Source organism: Paenibacillus amylolyticus (assembly GCF_047302515.1).
Taxonomy (GTDB): domain Bacteria; phylum Bacillota; class Bacilli; order Paenibacillales; family Paenibacillaceae; genus Paenibacillus; species Paenibacillus amylolyticus_G.
This window is the reverse complement of record NZ_CP168019.1, coordinates 1,245,078-1,262,270: the sequence shown is the minus strand read 5'-3', so window position 1 is coordinate 1,262,270 and position 17,193 is coordinate 1,245,078. Positions and strand designations below refer to the sequence as shown.

Sequence of the window (17,193 nt, the reverse complement as noted above, 5' to 3'; positions counted from 1 at the left end):
CCTCTTCGCTAAAGTGCTATTAGGACTCTACGGAGAACAAATAATAATACACAGGCTGTCCTCCAAGATGTACCTCTACCTCGGCATCAGGATACTGTTCTTCAAGCCATGCAGCGAGGGCAGCAGTAACCTCAGGGTCAGCTTCGTCCCCTTCAAGGATCGTCACCACTTCATCTCCACTCTCCATCATCTGTTTGAGCAGACCTTCACATGCTTGAAGCATGGTTTCATCCGTCGCTACAATTTTGGAGTTATGAATACCGATATAGTGCCCCGCCTTAATATCTAATTCATCATATTGCGTATCACGAACCGCATGAGTCACTTGACCGGACTGCACCCGGCTGATGGCCTCCAACATCTGGTCACGGTTTGTTTCCGCAGACTCATCTTCCTGGAAAGCAAAGGCAGCAGCCATTCCCTGTGGAATGGTCTTGCTTGGAATAACCGTAATCCGGCGCTCATCTTCAAGCAATTCACGAGCCTGCTCCGCAGCCAGTACAATATTCGAGTTATTCGGGAGTATAAATACCTGCTCCGCAGCAATGGAACGAACGGCTTTTACAAAATCCTCAGTACTCGGATTCATCGTCTGTCCACCGGACAGAACAACATCAACGCCAAGACTTTGGAAAATCTCTGCAATACCGTCACCGGAGGATACCGCAATAAAACCATACGGTGCCATCTCATCTGCAGGAAGCACAGCCTCTTCCATACTGCGCGCTGCCTCAGGTGGAATCTCTGCAAACAATTCAGGTGATGGAGCAATGTCCATGCCTGCTGTGAGGAGATCCCGATGCTGTTCACGCATATTGAGAATATGAATCTGTGTAATCTCACCATAATGCAGCGCCAGGTTTAATACATCGCCTGGTGTCTTGGAATGGACATGAACTTTGATGACTTCATCATCGGCAATGATAATGATCGAATCCCCATTAACTGACAACGCTTTCCGGAATGCTTCATCATCAAATGCCACTCCTGCGTTCTCTCCAAGCTCACGATTAATGAAGAATTCCATATCATACAGGAATTCAATATCTTCCGTTACCAGTCTCGCCTGAGCAGACAATGGCATCTCCGGTGCAATCACCTGCTGCTGTGAAGGCTTCTTGATATCCACTTCTGTCGGTGCAGCCGGTTTCAAAGCAGATGCGGCCACGGATGGGGTTACTTCTTTGTTCAGCGAAGTACGACTCCCTCCGTCACTTTGCAGCAATACTTCCATAAAGCCCTCGTAGATATATACAAGCCCCTGACCACCTGAATCCACAACACCAACCTGTTTAAGTACAGGCAGTAATTCCGGAGTCATTGCCAGTGCTTCTTTTGCTTTTAACAAAACTTCATTCATTAATTCAGTAATATCATTCGTCCGTCTTGCGTAGTAGTTGGCATGTTTCGCCGCTTCCTTGGCTACGGTAAGAATGGTCCCTTCAACGGGCTTTACGACTGCTTTGTAAGCTGCGTCAACACCGTTCTGCAGGGCTGCTGCAAATTGGAGCGTATTCAGTTCCTCATAGGGAGCAGCTGAACGACTAAAACCACGGAACAATTGCGACAGAATAACTCCTGAATTCCCCCGTGCGCCCATAAGCAGGCCTTTCGATAGAATACCGGCAGCTTCGCCGATGGAGGCAGAGCTTTTTCTTTTAATCTCTGCAACTCCTGCACTCATTGTCAAATTCATGTTCGTTCCCGTGTCACCATCCGGCACAGGGAAAACATTCAGGGAATTGACGTGCTCTGCATGCTGTCCAAGTTGTTCCGCTCCGGCAAGTACCATTGCGGTGAAATCTGTTCCATTTAAAGAACGTATACTCAAGTGAGAATTCCCCTTCCTAGCTTGATACACGAACACCTTGCACCAAGATGTGTCTGGTCTGTTCATGCGCTAACGCGGACTGCGTTATTCTTCGTCCATACCTTGTCCGGCACAGGCATACAATACAACATGTCAGCCGGATTAACGGTCTGGGCGGCCGGGCTACCAATATCCTGCACTCTCTGCACCCCTAACTTCGGGGCATACGGATATGCACCGGTATCAAGAGCCGGCATGAATGCCGCATGGAGACTGGTGCCAATGATGGAATGCCGCAGCTCACAGCGTTGCCAAAAAGCAGACCACCGACCTCTAAGTACGGTTTATTCTCCGACTTCCTCGCGGCAACAGCCTGTTCACCACTGTATTATGGACTACTCAACATTGTACTATATTAGACAGGAGAAATAAATAAAGTTTTTGGATCAGTTGACGAAGCTTTTTTAATTATGATATTATATTCAAGTATTGTTTTATGCAGGTTAAGTAATGGAAATGATCCGGTTCATGCCGGCTTAAACAACGCCATTAGCTACTGAAACCTGATCTTTATGATCAGGAAGAACAATTTAGTCCTTATGGAATGACTTTTCGTTTCTGAAGGCAACTGGTTATTTTAGGATAGGAGGTGTAATCTATGTCTCGCAAATGTTATGTGACAGGTAAGAAACCGGGCACCGGTAACCACGTATCCCACGCTAACAACCGTAACCGTCGTACTTGGGGCGTAAACGTTCAGAAGGTCCGCATTCTCGTTGACGGCAAACCAAAACGTGTATACGTAAGCACCCGTGCACTGAAAGCCGGTAAAGTGACTCGCGTATAATCACGCAAAGCTACTATAAATCGGGTAAGCAAAAAGCACCTTGTTCCTTGCAGGTGCTTTTTTGGTATTCAAAAAAGGGATTCTTGAATACGCTCATTAACATGTGAATGGCCGCCGCATGGCGCTTCGCAGGTACGAATTCCAGATAAGCCTGAGCCAAAGCGGCGGTATTCCCTGTTACCTTATCAATCGGATCAGTGCTTTTGAAACGTATTAAGAATCGCCTTTACAAACCCTCCCAAAAACTTCGGCAGTTTGAATGTGTAAAATTTCATAATTCACCCTCCCCATCATGCTCATGCGTCCGCCGTATCCTATGCTTCAGGCCTTCTTTACCTCAAACACGACAAAAAAGGCTACATGAGAAACCTGCTCATGTAACCATATTTATGCGGAACCTTCGATCCCTATTCCACAATGACAAGCCCGAAGATCAGGTCATTTACGTTTGGGCAGGAATATATTGATAGGCAGCGATCATGAAAACACTCAGTAAATAATACAGTATGCCGAATATGACAAAAGTAACCCGATGTCCCGTACGATCAAATTTGCGGAAATACATAATAACAACGCCTACCCCGATTAATGACGTAATAGCATTAAACGGGGATTGAATAACCGCAAACAAAGCAAGCACAAGTCCCGTCACGAGACTCGCAGCCATCGTCCACAGTGTCTCCTTGAGGGTCATAGATCAGCCTCCGTAACTACGACGAATTTCAGTAATCGCGGCAGCACGATCCTCACGTCCAAATACGGCACTCCCAGCAACGAGCACATCTGCTCCAGCTTCCACCACAAGCGGGGCTGTATCGGCAGCAATTCCGCCATCTACTTCAATATGTACATCATGGCGTCCCTTTTCGTTCAACCAGGTACGAATCTGCTTGATTTTGTTCATGGTACCCGAGATAAATGCCTGTCCGCCAAATCCAGGATTGACCGTCATAACAAGAACCATATCCACATCATCCAGAACTTCGAGAATGGCAGACGCTGGCGTTCCTGGATTAAGGGCAACTCCTGCTTTCACTCCTTGCTCCTTAATTAAATGAATAACGCGGTGCAAATGCACACAAGCCTCAGCATGAACGGTAATTACCGCTGCACCCGCTTTGGCAAATTCCTCAACATAACGCTCTGGATTCTCAATCATCAAATGCACATCGAGCGGCAAGCTTGTATGTGGAGCGATTGCTTTCACAATCGCAGGTCCAAGCGTAATATTAGGGACGAAATGACCGTCCATAACGTCAACATGAATCCAGTCTCCTCCTGCAGCTTGGGCTTCTGCAACTTCCGCACCAAGGCGGGCAAAGTCAGCTGATAATATCGATGGGGCAATTTTAATCATGTTAATACCTCCGCTTCTTATCTTTCATTTCGTTCAGGAACAGCACATAGTGCTGATATCGGCTTTCGGAGATCAGACCTTCCTCCTTGGCCGCAAGCACACGACAGCCTGGTTCATGTGTATGGGTACAACCTCGGAATTTGCACTGATCTGCAAACTGGGCGAATTCGCGGAAACAAGTGGAGAGTTCCTCCACACCGATCTCCAGAAAGTCCAGTTGGCTGAATCCTGGCGTATCTGCAACAAACCCACCATTATCCAACGGAATAAGCTCCACGTGCCTGGTGGTGTGTTTCCCTCGTCCTAGACGCATGCTGATCGCATTTGTCTCCAGCGTCAGGCCCGGCATCAATGCATTTAACATCGAAGACTTGCCTACACCGGATTGTCCGGAGAATACGCTGATCTTACCAGCCAGTCGGTCTCTGAGCAATTCACTGCCTTCACCGGTACGTGAACTTGTGGAGATCACTTCATAACCAACCTGCTCATACAATGCTTTCACTTCAGCAACAGTGTCTTTGGCTGGATCAGCCAAATCCAGTTTGGTCAACACAATGAGTGCATCCAGCCCCGCCTGCTCGATATGAACAAGGAACTTGTCCAACAGGTTCAGGTTCATATCCGGTTCCTTCACAGAAAACACGAGAACAGCCAGACTTACATTGGCTACAGGAGGACGGATAAGTTCCGTCTCACGCTTCCGAATTTCATCAACCGTTCCTTCTCCGTTCTCAGTCAACATGTAGCTGACGCGGTCACCTACAAGCGGTGATGTTCCCCGCTTTCTGAAGATACCTCTGGCTCGACATTGAACGGCGGAACCTTCAACCGAAGGAACCCCGTTGTCTTCCACTGGCATGACATAATAGTAACCGCTTAGCGCTTTAACGATGATACCTTCTGGCATAGCTCCGACGCCCTCCTTTAGATGGTGGTACATTTACTCCAGACGCCAGCATAAGCCGCCCTTATGGACGGCTTGATGCGTTAATGACTTCCTTTTTCTTCTCTTTTTCCTTGCCGTGCCCCTTACCATTATTCATGGCAGAAGTGTCCTCATCTACACTGTCACCCTCACCGTCTGCCGGTGTGGACTCAGGTTCACCTTCTTGATTGGGATCAACACTTTCACTTCCCTCATCAACGCTACCTTCACCTGGATCAGGCTCATTTTCTGGCGGCGTCTCAGTGCTTTGTTCAGGGTCAATGGAAGGTACATTTACTGTTCCGTTTTTGGCGTCACTGTAGGAGACAAGATACGTATCCAGAAACTGTCCATCACGATATACGGACACAGCCCCATTTTCATTTGGAGCGAGCACAAGTGGAATGGTCAAGGTCTGGGTTGAGTTCACGGTGCGTGTTCCCCATTCCTGATTCTTGCCGCGTGCGTCTTCATATGTGATACGAATTTTACTGTTTTTGCCCTCTTCTTTGGGTGACACATTGATATTAAAAGGATATTGCAGCGCTTCAGGCGGATACCCTGTACTGATAAAGATCGTAATCTTATCACCAGGACTCACCTCTGTGCCCGCTTCCACAGGCCATTGCTGCGTCACTTTGCCCTTTTCTATCGTATAGCTTGGTTCTTCCTGCACCTGAGCAAGTTCCAGTCCAGCAGATTTAAGTTTTTTTTCAGCTTCACTGCGGGTAAGATTTTTCAGATCAGGCATTTTGACCGTTTCAGTACCTTTACTTACGATTAACTCAATCTGAACTATAGCAGGATCAAATTCCTCATTCACACCCGGTGTCTGGGAAATAACAGAACCTGAAGCCACATCATTGGAGAACTCGTCTTTCCGCTGAATCTGATCTTCCTTAATGCCAAGCGCAGTCAGCTTCTTGACAGCCTCGTCATAAGTTACTTGTTTGACATCAATCATCTTCAAAAGTTCTTTTTCTGCACCAACACTGATCTGGACCTCGGATCCTTCTTTGACAACATCGCCTTCTTTTCTGCTCTGGTCATAGACGATACCGGGTTCGACACCTTCCTGGTACAGACGGATGACCTCATCACTGACGACTAGCCCTTTCTCCTCAAGCATTTCCCGAGCTTTTTCTTCCGTTTGAGTAATCACGTTAGGCACGGTTACTTCAGGTACAACCAGCATACCCTTGACATACCATACAACGCCCACCATGGCGATTAGAATAAGAACGGTTAATGAAATGAGTAGTGCTGGCTTCTTCCAGCTCTTGGATTTTGCCTTACCCTTGCCAGTTTCTTCGTCAGACTCCATCACTGGCACCGCACCCGTCGATGTAACTCCGCGCGGTTCAGGCTTGATGGCTGGCATAACTCGAGTCTGGTCTATATCATCCTCATCCGGAAAATCAATCTTCGTTTCATTACGTCTCTCCGGCATCAGGCAAGTTTCCAGATCGGTCTGCATTTCTTTGGCCGACTGATAACGTTCCTGCGGATTTTTACGCATGGATTTTAAGATGACATTTTCCACACTTTGCGGAATCAATGGATTGAATTTGCGTGGTTCATCGAACTCTTCCTGCAAATGCTTCAATGCCACACTGATTGGACTTTCACCCAGAAACGGAAGTTGCCCGGTAAGCATTTGGTAAAGTACGATCCCAAGAGAATATAAGTCCGATTTTTCACCAGTAACGATGCCTTTGGCATGCTCCGGTGAGAAATAATGTACAGAACCAACTACGGAACCCGTCTGCGTAATCGTTGTAGATGTAACGGCACGGGCAATCCCGAAATCCGTGACTTTCACGCGGCCATTCCGGCCAATTAATATATTGTGGGGTTTGATATCCCGATGAATGATTTGATTATGATGTGCATGATCAAGAGCATCTGCAATCTGGGAAGCGATTCGCACCGATTCGTCCACCTGCAGAGGGGCGCGTTCTTTAATAATTTCATTCAAGTTTTTGCCTTCCACGTACTCCATGACAATATAATGAACGTCATCTTCCTGCCCCACGTCATAAATGCTGACTACATTCGGATGAGACAGCGATGCTGCCGACTGTGCTTCCCTGCGGAAACGGCGAATAAACTCTTCGTCATGCACAAACTGTTGTCTAAGGACTTTGATCGCTACATTCCGGTTCAACAGAAGATCCTGGGCTTTGTACACAAGAGCCATGCCGCCACCGCCGACACGCTCAATCACTTCATAGCGTCCGCCTAGCTGGTGCCCAATCATGACTCACACCCCGTTTCCGTATCCACGGAACCTTCCCTCTGCAACTCGAACAAAGCAAGCGTGATGTTGTCGTCTCCCCCAGCAAGTAAAGCCAACTGAAGCAGTCGGTCTGCACGATCTTCCAATGCCAGTTCCAGATTGCCGGCAACCTGAATAATCTGCTCATTGCTGACCAGGTTACTGAGACCATCACTGCACAGGAGAAGAACTTCGCCTTCCTCCAGCTTGACGGTATCCAGATCTACCTTCACCTCGGCATCTGTTCCAAGCGCACGAGTTAGTACGTTGCGACGTGGATGATGGGACACATCCTCTTTGCTAATCTGACCATTCTTGAACAATTCATTCACCAGTGTATGGTCCTCAGTTAGCTGGATCACAGCTTTGTTCGCAATTTTGTAGGCTCTGCTATCACCGATGTGTCCAATAACACCCTCCGTATCGTTCAATAAAGCCGCAACCACCGTTGTTCCCATGTTGTGATACTTGTCATCTGTGGATGCCGTGCGGAAGATAACTTCGTTGGCATGCAAAATAGCATCGCTGAGAGCCGCAGACAGAGACGCATGTGACAGACCTGGTTCCAGTGTTCCCAGATCTTTCACCAACGTCTCTACTGCCAAGCGGCTTGCCGTATCCCCTGCAAGATGTCCACCCATGCCATCGGCAACAATACCCAGAATATATCCTGTATCGAGATTACGAATCCAGGCTGAATCTTCATTCACCGAACGCACTCGTCCGATATGGCTCACATGAACTGTTTTGATCAAAACGTTCTCACCTCAACTCCATATGCTTTGCACGAAGCTGACCGCAAGCGGCAGCAATATCATGTCCCTGTTCACGACGAATGGTTACATTAACACCCTGTTCCGAGAGTATCTTCTGAAAATTGAAAATGTCACTTCTCGATGTTCTTACGTATTTGCGTTCAGGTACATGGTTAACCGGAATCAAATTCACGTGGCACAACATGTTCTTAAGCACACTTGCCAGTTCAGCTGCATGCTCTGGCTGATCGTTTACCCCACCAATAAGTGCATACTCGAACGTAATTCTCCGACCTGTTTTGGCCAGATAATAACGAAGGGACTCCATCACGTCTTCAAAAGGAAAACGACGGTTAACCGGCATCAATTTCGAACGAAGTGCATCATTTGGTGCATGGATCGAAATCGCGAGGTTAATCTGTGTATCTTCATCCGCAAACTTGTAGATGTTTGGAACGATTCCACTCGTGGATACCGTGATGTGACGCTGACCGATGTTCAGCCCTTTTTCATGAATCATAATGCGCAGGAAAGTCATCGTAGCTTCATAGTTTTCGAAAGGTTCACCTGAACCCATGATTACAATGCTGCTGACACGCTCGCCGCGTTCATCCAAAATTTTCTGAGCCTGAACAACCTGGGCAACAATCTCCCCAGCCGTAAGGTTACGCTTGAGTCCACCCAAAGTGGATGCACAGAACGTACAACCAATACGACAACCAACCTGTGTGGTTACACAGATGCTGTTCCCGTAGTTATGCTTCATGATTACCGTCTCAATGGCATGATCATCATGAAGGCCAAAGAGGAATTTAACCGTTCCATCCTTGGATTCAAACTTGGTAATTTCCTTAAGCGTTACGAATTCAAATTGCTCTGTCAGTTTTTCACGCAATGGCTTGGACAGATTGGTCATTTCACTGAAATCATTCACGCGTTTTACATAAATCCAGTCAAAGATTTGGCCACCGCGAAACGCCGGCTCCCCATTCTCAACAGCCCATTGCTGCAGTTGTTCCAGAGAATAATCATATATAAAAGGTTTCATTTTGTTGTCAACACCTATTCCTTCTTTTCTTTTCGTTGGCTTCCTTCTTTTCGTTCCATTCGTCCTATTCTATCACAAAGACCACGTTACATCCATGTATACCCTTGATATCTGTACTTCATGCATTATAACACCTCAATGCCACCATCGCACCCTGTCATCACTTTTCTCTGACAATTATATCGAAGTCCCATCACAAAGAAATCCGCCGAAGTTCCCCTCGGCGGTCATACTTCCGTGCTCTATTAAACTGTTATTCCACTGTTTTTGTCAACCGTGCGATGAAAAATCCGTCACTGTGAGCGTATTGTGGCAAAATCTGAATACCACCGTTCACAACCTTCAAGTTCGCTGTCTCCGATTCAGACCAGACGGATGCTTCTGCTGGGCTGTATTCCGGATGTCGATTCAAGAAGTCTGCAACCATATCCTCATTCTCAGCAGGCTCAATCGTACACGTGCTATACACCAGAATACCACCTGGTTTTAACAACGGCGCAACATGATCAAGCAATTCACGCTGCAAGCCTGCGATATCTTCGATATCTTTTACGGTTTTGGTCCATTTCACATCAGGCTTGCGGCGAATAACACCCAGACCTGAACATGGTGCATCCAGCAAAATGCGGTCAAACGACGCTTCCGGGTACCGTTCATTCAGGTCTAGCGCATCTCCAGTTACAGCATCGATGCAAGTCAGACCGAGACGCTCCGCCTGATCCAGGATCAGATGGCGCTTGTGAGCATGTACATCATTCGCGACAATACGACCGCGATCCTGCATTTTCTCAGCCATGTGAGCTGTTTTACCACCTGGAGCTGCGCAACAATCCAATACAAGTTGGTCTACTTCTGGCGCAACTGCTTCAGCGACAAGCATGGAACTTTCGTCCTGTACAGAGAACAACCCGTCCCGATACCAGGACGTTAGAGCCATATTTCCGCCACTACGTACAAGAATTCCATCGGAACTCAGCTGAGAAGCTTCAACGACTGCACCTGTACTGGTCATCTCATGCATCAGTTTCTCCCGTGTGGTCATTGTTGTGTTGACTCGGACACTCACCGCTGGCGGCTCATTATTCGCACGACAGATCGCTTCCGCCGTCTCTTCGCCGTACTGGGCAATCCAGCGTTCAACCATCCATAACGGGTGGGAATGCTCCAGTGAAATACGTTCGGCAACGGGCAGATGTTCTGGAATACGAAGTTCATCCCGATTGCGGATCATATTGCGGAGCACTCCATTCACCATACCCGAGATTCCCTGATGGCCCAGTTTCTTCGCCAGATTAACCGCTTCGCTCACCACGGCATGCTCCGGAATACGATCCAGGTATATCATCTGATATACGCTGATTCGCAGCAGGCTACGAACCCATGGTTGCAGTTTGGATACTCCTTTGGCGACGTAACGTTCCAGAAAATAATCAAGTGTATTCAATCTGGCGATTGTTCCATACACCAATTCGGTAGCTAGTCCAGCATCTGCGGGGCTTAAATCCGCCTCTTTCAGACGGCGGTTCAACTCCAGATTACTGTATGCTCCATCTTGCTCAACGGCACTCAGAACCTTGACTGCCAGTGTACGAGCAGATGTTTTGGGTTGCTGGGAGCGCGATGCACCACCCGATTTACCCGAATTCGGACGACGGTTTCCTTCACGTCCGGATGAATTTCCATTAGCTTTCTGGCCTTTTCCTGACGAACGACCTGGTATGTTACCGCTCATCGCAGCACCGTTCCAGGTTTCAGTGTACCACCGCGAGCAAAGTCAGCGGCCTGCATCACCTTTTTGCCTGCAGGCTGCACTTCAGTCAACCAGAGAGACCCATTGCCTGTGCGGACTTCAATCCCTGCCTTGTTCAATTGCAGCACCGTTCCTGGCTCTGCTTGTCCAGCATCCGAAGAAGTTGCCAGATCCACCTGATCGGGGTTAGCCGTTGCCCAGACTTTGAAGACCTGATCATCCCACATCGTAAATGCACCGGAGAACGGCACAAGACCACGAATCTGATTGAACAGTTCACGTGAAGTACGACTCCAGTCCATTTTCTCGTCATCCCGAGTCAGATTGCGAGCATATGAAGCCTCGGCATCATCCTGAGGGACCGCCGTTGTTTCGCCTGCAATCAATCGTGGCATTTCTGTCTGAAGCAGTTTGGAACCAGCCTCACTTAATTTATCAAACATCGATCCTGATGTATCTTCATCCGTAATTGGCAGTTCCACACGCGAGATCATATCTCCGGTGTCCAGGCCTTCAGCCATATACATCAATGTGACTCCTGTCACGGATTCCCCGTTAATAATGGAACGTTGAATCGGGGCTCCTCCGCGATATTTCGGTAAAAGAGAGCCATGCACGTTCACACAGCCGCGAACAGGCATATCCAGCACAGCTTTGGGCAGAATCTGTCCAAAGGCCGCGGTTACGATCAGATCCGGCTTCCATTCAGCCAAGCGGGCTACCGCTTCCGGATCACGCAATTTAACAGGTTGAAACACCGGCAGACCGTGGCGTTCTGCCGCGGCCTTAACCGGTGTTGGCGTAAGTACTTTTTTGCGTCCTTGTGGTTTATCAGGCTGAGTCACCACACCCACCACATTGTATCCCTCTGCCATCAGCATATCGAGAGAAGGAACTGCAAATTCAGGTGTTCCCATAAAAACAATATTCAAATCGATCACTCCTTAATTACGACGCGGTCCAGTTTGGTCGGCTGCAATTTCGTACACTTTCTCGGCGACATCCGTAAAGAGTACGCCATCCAGATGATCAATCTCATGCTGGAATGCACGGGACAGCAAGCCACTACCCGTAATAATCAGCTCTTTGCCTTCACGATCCAGACCTTTAACCGTAACGGTCTCGAAACGGCGAACATCACCATTAATTCCAGGGATACTCAGACAACCTTCCGGTCCAAATTGTTCTCCCTCACTTGCAATGATCTCCGGGTTAATCATCTTGATCAGCCCTTGCTCATCACCGGCGTCGATAACAATCAGACGTTTCAAAATACCAACCTGCGGCGCAGCAAGACCTACACCTTCTGCATCGTACATGGTATCAGCCATATCATCCAGCAATTTTTGTACATTTGGTGTAATTTTGGTTACTTCTTTGGCTTTCTTGTGGAGCACCTCATCTGGTTCTTGCACGATAATGCGAATCGACATGTTGTAAGCACCTTCCTAATCCTCATCATAATTTCAGGACGATATCTGTATTTTGGGGGTATTCATTTTAATCTATGTTTATACCGCTTGTTTACATCCGCATTGCTGCAAAATGCTTACATTAACATTTGCGGGTCTACATCCAGACTAATAAGCAATTTTTGCGCCTGAACATCATCGTCCATGCGCCGGGCCGTAGCCAGAGCGAGTCCTATGGCGTCTACATCCCCCCGCCATTTTATCATACATTGGAATCTGTATCTATTCTTGATCCGAGGAATCGGAGACGCTACCGGCCCTAGTACATCAAAGGCATCATTGCTGAATCGATCCAGACTGCCGAGCCATCCGGCCGCATTAGCCTTCTCTTTCAGTATCCGCGTGTAGTTCTCGGCAAGACGAATCAAAACCGGAAGCTGCTCATGCGAAAAGGTCACCAGAATCAGGCGACAGTAGGGCGGATATTGCAAATTGCGACGGTGCAGCAATTCCTCACGTACAAACGACACGTAGTCATGCTGACTCGCATGGCCAATGGAGTAGTGTTCCGGCGTATAGGACTGAACGAACACTTCACCAGGCAATTGGTGCCGACCAGCTCGGCCAGCTACCTGTGTTAATAACTGAAACGTTTTTTCCGCAGCACGGAAATCAGGTAAATTCAACGCTGAATCCGCTGTTATCACGCCAACCAGGGTTACATCCGGGAAATCAAGTCCCTTCGCAACCATCTGGGTGCCCAGCAATACATCCGCCTTTTTCTCACGGAACTGTTTCAGCAGCTTTTCGTGCGCCCCTTTTTCCGTTGTTGTATCCACATCCATCCGAATGACCCGAATACCCGGAAAGAGCTTGGCAAGCTCTTCCTCGACTCGCTGTGTACCTGTACCAAAGTATCGAATATGCTCACTTCCACAGTCCGGACACACTTCCGGAGCCGCTTCCGCATACCCGCAGTAATGACAACGGAGATTATTCGAGCGCTGATGGTACGTCAGTGAAATATCACATTCGGGACAACCTGCCACATATCCACAACTTCGGCACATGACAAAGGTCGAATATCCACGGCGATTCAGCAGAAGCACCGTCTGTTCACCACGTTCCAAGCGCTCCTCCAACCCTTTGTGCAAAGCCCTGCTGAACATGGAGCGGTTGCCATCTTTCAACTCTTCACGCATATCAACGATCCGCACTTCAGGCAACTTGTTACCCAGTGCCCGTGTTGGCATCTCCAGTAAGAGTGGTGCAAAATCATCATTACTCTGCGAGCGTGCCGCGTAATAACTTTCCAGCGAAGGTGTCGCTGAACCCAGAACAACCACCGCCTGATGCTGCTGTGCTCTTTTTACCGCTACATCACGAGCATGATATTTCGGAGTTTCTTCCTGTTTGTAGGAAGTCTCGTGTTCTTCATCCATAATGATCAACCCAAGCCGACTGAATGGAGCAAATACGGCTGAACGCGCCCCAATCGCAACCTTCACCTGACCCTCACGAATCTTGCGCCATTCATCATAACGTTCACCGCCAGACAGACGACTGTGCATAACAGCAACTTGGTCCCCAAATCGCCCTTTAAAACGTTCTACCATCTGTGGTGTGAGTGCAATCTCGGGCACCAGTACGATAGCCTGGCGATCTTGTTCGATGCATTGTTGAATGGTTTGAAGATAGACTTCCGTCTTGCCACTTCCCGTAACACCATGTAACAAAAACACCCCATGGCGTTGTTCCTGCAATCGGCCATTGATATTGTCGTAGACAAGTTTTTGCTCATCGGTCAGAACCAGCGGTTCAGTCGCTTTGAACGTCCTACCCTGATAAGGGTCACGGAAGACCTCAACGTCCTCGGTGACGATCAGTCCCTTTTCCTCAAGACCCTTAATCGTTGCGGCCGATACCTGTAGTGTAGATAACACTTCTTTCATAGGCATGGGCAGCAGTTCTTTCATTTCCAGCAAAAAAGCCAGAATCTCCTTCTGCCGCTGTGCTTTCGCCGGGAATGAAGCAAGTGCTTCCTGAGCAGCAGCAATATCTACAGCCAGATCAACGGACTTCATCGTTTTTTTATTTAACTTGTCCTTGATGGCCTGACTCTCCAGCAGTACACCACCAAGCAATAATTTCTTAATTAGTGCAGCATGATTGGGATATTTCCGACTCAGTTGTTGCAGCGGTACCTGACCCCGACTTTTGACAAAACGGATGATATCCTGCTGTACTTTCTCAGTCGTAGACTCTTCTCCCCAAACAAATAATACCTCATCATCCGGTTGTGCACCCGCCATCTGTCCATCAAGTGCATCTCCCAGCGAGATGTATCGCTCTGCTTTCCCTTTCAATGCCGTTGGCACCATGACCTGCAATGACAAAATCCGGTTACTGGCATAACGTCCACTCATCCATTCGGCCAACTCAACCAAATCCTTTGACAACGGGGGAACAATGTCCAGTAACTCCTGAATCTGCTTAAGCTTGAATGTTTCCTCTCCGGTACGCGGCACAAGATCAATCACGAATCCCTGCACCGTCCGATGACCAAAAGGCACACCCACCCGGCTGCCAATCTCGATCCATTCTCTCATCGATTCAGGTACCAGGTAATCAAACGGCCGGTCTGTTTCCTTCACGGGAACATCAACTATGACCTTGGCAATCTCCATATCCTAATTCCTCCCGGCAATGCGCTCCGCCGCAATCCGGAGCAACCGATGAGCCACATCGTCCTTGGCTATCACTGGAAGCTCCTCCACCAAACCTTCCCGGTCATAGATATGTACCGCGTTGGTGTCTGTTCCAAATCCTGCACCCGTGCGGGTTACATCATTGGCTACGATCAGATCACAGTTTTTCCGTTCCAATTTCTCACGTGCATACATCTCAACCGACTGAGTCTCCGCAGCAAAACCAATCAAAAACTGATGGGTTTTCTGTTTGCCCAGCGTTTCAAGAATATCTATATTTTTAATAAGTTCGAGCGACAGCGTGTCGCCTTTCTTCTTGATCTTCTCGGTATAAACTTCCTTTGGACGATAATCGGCAACTGCCGCCGCCTTAACCACGATATCAGCATCGTCCCACTCGCGTGTTACCGCTTCATACATATCCTGTGCAGACTGTACAGGGATCAACTCAACGTTCTCCGGTGGCTTGGCTTGGGTACTGCCCATAACCAATTTCACATCTGCCCCCAGATCACGCGCAGCTGCGGCTATGGCAAATCCCATTTTGCCAGATGAATCGTTCGTAATGTATCGTACTGGATCAATGCGCTCAATCGTACCTCCAGCCGTAACAACAACCTTCTTGCCTTGTAACAATGGAGCTTGTCCTTGCCGGCTAATATCTGCAGACTCGCGTTGTTCAAAGAAACGTTCCACCACATCCACAATGCTCTCCGGTTCTTCCAGACGTCCCTTGCCCACATATCCACACGCAAGCAGACCTTCACCCGGTTCGATCATCATGGCACCCCGTTCAACAAGCAGGTTCATATTATGCTTTACAGCTGGATGATCATACATATGTACATTCATCGCTGGAGCAATCATGACAGGGGCTGTCGTGGCAAGAAGGGTTGTTGAGAGCATATCATCTGCCATGCCATGGGCCATCTTGGCAATCACATTGGCTGTTGCCGGAGCAACCAGAACAAGATCAGCCAGATCGGCCAGATGAATATGAGATACGACTGCTGGCTCACGCTCATCAAATGTATCGGTGTATACGGTGTTTCGGGTCAACGTTTGCAGCGTTAATTCGGTAATAAACTGTGTAGCGGAAGCTGTCATAATCACATGAACATCCGCTCCCTTTTGCACCAGTCTGCTGCATAATGTAGCCGCTTTGTAAGCAGCAATGCCGCCAGTCACACCAAGCACGATTTTTTTACCGTTCAACATGTTTATTTCCCCCGATATTTATACGACGTCTAAAGAAGATTCCGTTAAAATATGCTTATTCGTAAAAAAATAACAACCTCGCGGTTGTCAATTAATCCGGCTTACGCCGTATGCAGTTGAAGAGCAGCCGCAGGCGGCTTACTCTTCTTCTTCGTCCTGTCCTTTGATGACAACGAGCAGGTCTCCATAGATTTCTTCCAGTGCAACGCCCACTTGTTTATGGGATCTCGCACCTCTTAAATCCGATTTTTCACCTTCACGTAGCTGTCTAGCCCGGCGGGAAGCAGCAACAACAAGGGAATACTTGCTGTCGACTTTGTTCATCATTTCATCAATAGAAGGATACAGCATATTAACAAACACCTCTTCGCATTAGTATAATCGCAAGTTGCCGCCTGACAGAACTGATGTGGCATGTCTTCACACCCGGGCATTCCGAGAAGGAGTGCTTCAGTATATGATATGACAACTGCCCCACTTATATCGCATTCTGCAGCGGCAAAAGGGATTATTTATTGATCTTACAATGTTCGGCGATTATGATGCTTTCTATTCTCTTGCACGCCAAATCAATTTCATCATTAACAACAGCGTAATCATACTGCTCCAGCAGACTGATCTCATCAACCGCCACGGACATCCGGTGATCAATGGTCGCTTGGCTTTCGGTACCACGGCCCTGAATGCGATCTTTCAGTTCGTCCAATGAAGGAGGAAGCAGGAAAACAAAGATCCCTTCCGGGAATTTCTCTTTCACTTTTAACGCGCCTTGAACCTCAATCTCCAGAATGATGTCGCGGCCTTCGTTAATCGTTTTCTCCACAAAATCACGCGGTGTTCCGTAATAATTACCAACATACTCCGCATGTTCCAACAATTGATCTTCAGCAATCATGTTCTGGAACTCTTCATGACTTCTGAAGAAATAGTTCACACCATGTTCTTCACCAAGACGAGGCTGACGGGTTGTCGCCGATACAGAATAGATCAATTCCGGCACCCGTTTGCGCAAAGCGCTGCATACAGTACCCTTCCCGACCCCAGATGGGCCGGACAACACTACCAGTAATCCCTTAGACATA

General features: G+C 48.0%; 17 protein-coding genes. 1 reads left to right on the top strand and 16 read right to left on the bottom strand.

Annotation, left to right across the window (positions count from 1 at the left end; all coding sequences use genetic code 11):
• Positions 1-19 precede the first annotated feature (19 nt).
• On the bottom strand, positions 20-1,831 hold the full coding sequence (locus ACDJ59_RS05540) for a DAK2 domain-containing protein (RefSeq protein WP_413407908.1): 1,812 nt from the start codon (positions 1,829-1,831) through the stop codon (positions 20-22).
• A 62-nt stretch (positions 1,832-1,893) separates the two neighbouring features.
• Positions 1,894-2,067 carry a hypothetical protein gene (locus tag ACDJ59_RS05535; RefSeq protein ID WP_155985128.1) on the bottom strand — a complete coding sequence of 58 codons (174 nt, stop codon included), beginning with the start codon at positions 2,065-2,067 and terminating at the stop codon, positions 1,894-1,896.
• A 401-nt stretch (positions 2,068-2,468) separates the two neighbouring features.
• Here ACDJ59_RS05535 and rpmB point away from each other — a divergent pair, with 401 nt between their 5' ends.
• Positions 2,469-2,657 (top strand): 50S ribosomal protein L28, encoded by a 189-nt coding sequence (rpmB, locus tag ACDJ59_RS05530; protein ID WP_017687459.1) that lies wholly within the window; start codon positions 2,469-2,471, stop codon positions 2,655-2,657.
• Positions 2,658-2,851: 194 nt separating this feature from the next.
• On the opposite strand, the gene spoVM is transcribed toward rpmB, so the two are convergent.
• The 14 genes from spoVM to gmk all read right to left on the bottom strand — a co-directional run bounded on the left by spoVM (position 2,852) and on the right by gmk (position 17,192).
• Positions 2,852-2,932 carry a stage V sporulation protein SpoVM gene (gene spoVM, locus ACDJ59_RS05525; RefSeq protein ID WP_017687458.1) on the bottom strand — a complete coding sequence of 27 codons (81 nt, stop codon included), beginning with the start codon at positions 2,930-2,932 and terminating at the stop codon, positions 2,852-2,854.
• 167 nt (positions 2,933-3,099) lie between these two features.
• Entirely contained in the window at positions 3,100-3,351 is a 252-nt protein-coding gene (locus ACDJ59_RS05520) for a hypothetical protein (protein ID WP_047843680.1), read from the bottom strand.
• Between the two features lie 3 nt (positions 3,352-3,354).
• The gene (gene rpe, locus ACDJ59_RS05515; RefSeq protein ID WP_017687456.1) at positions 3,355-4,014 is read right to left on the bottom strand and encodes a ribulose-phosphate 3-epimerase; all 660 of its coding nucleotides are present in this window, start codon (positions 4,012-4,014) and stop codon (positions 3,355-3,357) included.
• Between the two features lies 1 nt (position 4,015).
• A complete protein-coding gene (gene rsgA / locus ACDJ59_RS05510) occupies positions 4,016-4,924 on the bottom strand; it encodes a ribosome small subunit-dependent GTPase A (protein ID WP_076328024.1) in 909 nt (302 codons plus the stop codon).
• A 61-nt stretch (positions 4,925-4,985) separates the two neighbouring features.
• Positions 4,986-7,202 (bottom strand): Stk1 family PASTA domain-containing Ser/Thr kinase, encoded by a 2,217-nt coding sequence (pknB, locus tag ACDJ59_RS05505; RefSeq protein ID WP_413407907.1) that lies wholly within the window; start codon positions 7,200-7,202, stop codon positions 4,986-4,988.
• A complete protein-coding gene (locus ACDJ59_RS05500) occupies positions 7,199-7,975 on the bottom strand; it encodes a Stp1/IreP family PP2C-type Ser/Thr phosphatase (protein ID WP_017687453.1) in 777 nt (258 codons plus the stop codon). Before ACDJ59_RS05500 ends, pknB begins: the two co-directional genes overlap by 4 nt.
• 7 nt (positions 7,976-7,982) lie before the next feature.
• Positions 7,983-9,023 carry a 23S rRNA (adenine(2503)-C(2))-methyltransferase RlmN gene (rlmN, locus tag ACDJ59_RS05495; protein WP_036614609.1) on the bottom strand — a complete coding sequence of 347 codons (1,041 nt, stop codon included), beginning with the start codon at positions 9,021-9,023 and terminating at the stop codon, positions 7,983-7,985.
• 253 nt (positions 9,024-9,276) lie between these two features.
• Positions 9,277-10,755, bottom strand: coding sequence for a 16S rRNA (cytosine(967)-C(5))-methyltransferase RsmB (gene rsmB, locus ACDJ59_RS05490; RefSeq protein WP_413407906.1), 1,479 nt, complete (start codon positions 10,753-10,755; stop codon positions 9,277-9,279).
• On the bottom strand, positions 10,752-11,705 hold the full coding sequence (gene fmt / locus ACDJ59_RS05485) for a methionyl-tRNA formyltransferase (protein WP_413407905.1): 954 nt from the start codon (positions 11,703-11,705) through the stop codon (positions 10,752-10,754). Before fmt ends, rsmB begins: the two co-directional genes overlap by 4 nt.
• A 12-nt stretch (positions 11,706-11,717) precedes the next feature.
• Positions 11,718-12,206 (bottom strand): peptide deformylase, encoded by a 489-nt coding sequence (gene def / locus ACDJ59_RS05480; RefSeq protein ID WP_413407904.1) that lies wholly within the window; start codon positions 12,204-12,206, stop codon positions 11,718-11,720.
• Positions 12,207-12,322: 116 nt separating this feature from the next.
• A complete protein-coding gene (priA, locus tag ACDJ59_RS05475) occupies positions 12,323-14,872 on the bottom strand; it encodes a primosomal protein N' (protein ID WP_105599619.1) in 2,550 nt (849 codons plus the stop codon).
• Positions 14,873-14,875: 3 nt separating this feature from the next.
• On the bottom strand, positions 14,876-16,111 hold the full coding sequence (gene coaBC, locus ACDJ59_RS05470) for a bifunctional phosphopantothenoylcysteine decarboxylase/phosphopantothenate--cysteine ligase CoaBC (RefSeq protein WP_413407903.1): 1,236 nt from the start codon (positions 16,109-16,111) through the stop codon (positions 14,876-14,878).
• Between the two features lie 138 nt (positions 16,112-16,249).
• Positions 16,250-16,462, bottom strand: coding sequence for a DNA-directed RNA polymerase subunit omega (gene rpoZ, locus ACDJ59_RS05465; RefSeq protein WP_091028645.1), 213 nt, complete (start codon positions 16,460-16,462; stop codon positions 16,250-16,252).
• Between the two features lie 157 nt (positions 16,463-16,619).
• Positions 16,620-17,192, bottom strand: a complete 573-nt coding sequence (gene gmk, locus ACDJ59_RS05460; RefSeq protein ID WP_017687445.1) for a guanylate kinase — start codon at positions 17,190-17,192, stop codon at positions 16,620-16,622.
• Between the last annotated feature and the right edge of the window lies 1 nt (position 17,193).